Below are 2,425 nucleotides of genomic sequence, written 5' to 3' on the forward strand. Positions count from 1 at the left end.
AGATAAGACCAAGCAGAGAATAGCTTGCTTTGATGAGCTTTTCAAGTCCAGACTCTTTTAAGCCGAGATCTTCAAGGAACATTGCTTTTTCATCATCGTCAAGTTCTGCGATCTCCTGCTCGATCTGAGCACATACAACAAATACTTCTGCTTCACAGCCCTTCGCATATTCTCTGACTTTTTGTACAAAAGGATTTTCTGCACCATCATCTGCCAGGTCATCTTCAGAAACGTTAGCCGCAAAGATAACAGGTTTATCTGTAAGAAGATTACATTCGCTTAATAATGCCTGCTCGTCCTCATCTTCAGTAACAAATGTTTTAGCAAGCTGTCCATCTTCAAGATGTGCTTTTACTTTCTTTAAAAATTCTACTTCTGCAGCAATCTTCTTATCATTATGAGCTGCTCGTGCGGACTTGGAAATACGGCGGTCTAATACTTCGATATCAGAGAAAATCAACTCAAAGTTAATTGTTTCGATATCACGAAGAGGATCGACACTTCCATCAACATGAATAACATTACTGTCTTCAAAACAACGTACCACATGAACGATCGCATCTACTTCACGAATATTGGCCAAGAATTTATTCCCTAGCCCTTCTCCTTTTGAAGCTCCTTTTACAATCCCTGCAATATCTGTAAATTCAAATGTAGTTGGAACTGTCTTTTTAGGAGTGATCATTTCAGTCAATTTTTGTAGGCGTTCATCTGGAACCTCAACCATTCCAACGTTTGGATCAATCGTCGCAAATGGATAGTTTGCAGCCTCTGCTCCTGCTTTTGTAATTGCATTAAATAGTGTTGATTTACCAACGTTTGGCAAACCAACGATACCTGCTGTTAAAGCCATATTTTCTCATTCTCCGTTTTCATTTCAATCCCTAATATTATAACACAAAAAGGGAAAACTTGCTAACCCTCTAACTAAGGGTTCTCAGTCAATAATTTTATTCATTTTTCGATCAAAATCATAGCGCCCCATCATGACAACATGGTCACAATTACTGCATTTGATTTTGATATCTGCCCCTACACGTGTAATTTCCCAACGATTTGCTTTTTTACCAGTTGACTTGATGGTGCAAGCATGTGGTTTTTTCATTTCAACAAAATTTCCAACTTGATACATACTACTCTCCTTTTCTTTTTCGATTATATCATAAAAGAGGCGAGCCAGGCTCAACCTCTTTCACTTAATTTGTACGAACTGGTGTAATAAGCTGCATGAAGTCCTCATCAGTGTCTGCTGGCACAAGAGTAAATGGACGAACAGCTGAGATAAAGCTAATGGTCACCTTTTCGCTATTTAAAGCTTTAAGAGAATCAATCAAGTAAGTTGGATTGAAACTAATGGTCAAATCTTCACCAGTCACCTGATCAGTATCGATTTCTTCGTTTACTTTACCAACTTCTGGAGAGTGAACATGGGCGCTAACAACCCCATCTTTTATTTCAAGTTTCACAGTACCATTTTGAGTCGCACTTGATAAAAGACGAGCACGTTCCATTGACTGGCGTAAGTTTACCACATCAAAAGTAATAGTAGTGTTAAAGTCTGTTGGAATCAAGCGATCTGTATCAGGATAGTTTCCTTCTAGGAGACGAGTATAGAAGCTAATATTTTCGCTTCTAAAGAGAATTTGGTTATTGGCAAAGAAAATCTCTACAGTTTCGATATCATCTGTAAATACCGCTGAAAATTCGCGTAGAGAACGGCTAGGAATGACAACATCAAAATCATCACTATTTTTTTCGAGAGTCAATTTTTTCTGGCTTAGACGATGAGAGTCTGTTGCAACTGTTTTTAGATCTTTATGCTGACTCAATACAAAATGAACACCTGTTAAAATTGGACGACTTTCTTGTGTACTTGCAGCAAAAGCTGTTTCATTGATAATTTTCTTGAGTAATTTTGTTTCAAGAACCAAAGGAGTGCTTGCTGAAATTTCTTGGATTCGTGGGTACTGTTCGCTATTTTTTCCTTTTAGGGTAATTTCTGATTTGCCACTGGTTAAAACAATTTGATTTTGTTCAATTTCTTTAAAATCAAGAGTCACATCAGGTAGACTAGATACCACATTGATGAAGAAAGAAGCTTCAAGAAGGATCGAACCTAAAGAAGTAATTAATAGACCAGCATCTTCATTTTTTTGAGAAATAAAATTTTCAATTGAAATTTGAACATTTGAACCAATTAAAGTAACACCTTCATTGGTCACATCAATTTTGACAGTTGATAAAATAGGAATGGCATTTTTAGAACTAATAGCTCTCTTAGTAATATTTAATGCTTGTAGAAATAAATTTTTATTAATTGAAAAATGAATCATGGATTCTCCTTTATTTATTTTTAGTATTAGAAGGATAATAGTAATAATAGAGTGTGTGAATTCTGTGGAAAACTGAGTGCTATTTAGTAAAC

3 protein-coding genes are annotated in these 2,425 nt (G+C 36.0%); all 3 read right to left on the bottom strand.

The genetic code is table 11. The features are described from left to right. Nucleotides 1–853: redox-regulated ATPase YchF (ychF, locus tag QZ359_RS00580; protein WP_293951832.1), on the bottom strand; the 853-nt coding region annotated here is incomplete at its 3' end. Between the two features lie 84 nt (nt 854–937). Next, nucleotides 938–1,132, bottom strand: a complete 195-nt coding sequence (locus QZ359_RS00585; RefSeq protein ID WP_000285186.1) for a DUF951 family protein — start codon at nt 1,130–1,132, stop codon at nt 938–940. Between the two features lie 64 nt (nt 1,133–1,196). Next, nucleotides 1,197–2,333 (bottom strand): DNA polymerase III subunit beta, encoded by a 1,137-nt coding sequence (gene dnaN / locus QZ359_RS00590; protein ID WP_261030045.1) that lies wholly within the window; start codon nt 2,331–2,333, stop codon nt 1,197–1,199. Nucleotides 2,334–2,425: the final 92 nt, after the last annotated feature.

This window comes from Streptococcus sp. (assembly GCF_019414905.1).
Lineage (GTDB): Bacteria > Bacillota > Bacilli > Lactobacillales > Streptococcaceae > Streptococcus.

Excerpts from the sequence above, each read along its gene's own strand:
- QZ359_RS00585 (WP_000285186.1), bottom strand. The coding sequence starts at position 1,132 with ATGTATCAAGTTGGAAATTTTGTTGAAATGAAAAAACCACATGCTTGC.
- dnaN (WP_261030045.1), bottom strand. The coding sequence starts at position 2,333 with ATGATTCATTTTTCAATTAATAAAAATTTATTTCTACAAGCATTAAAT.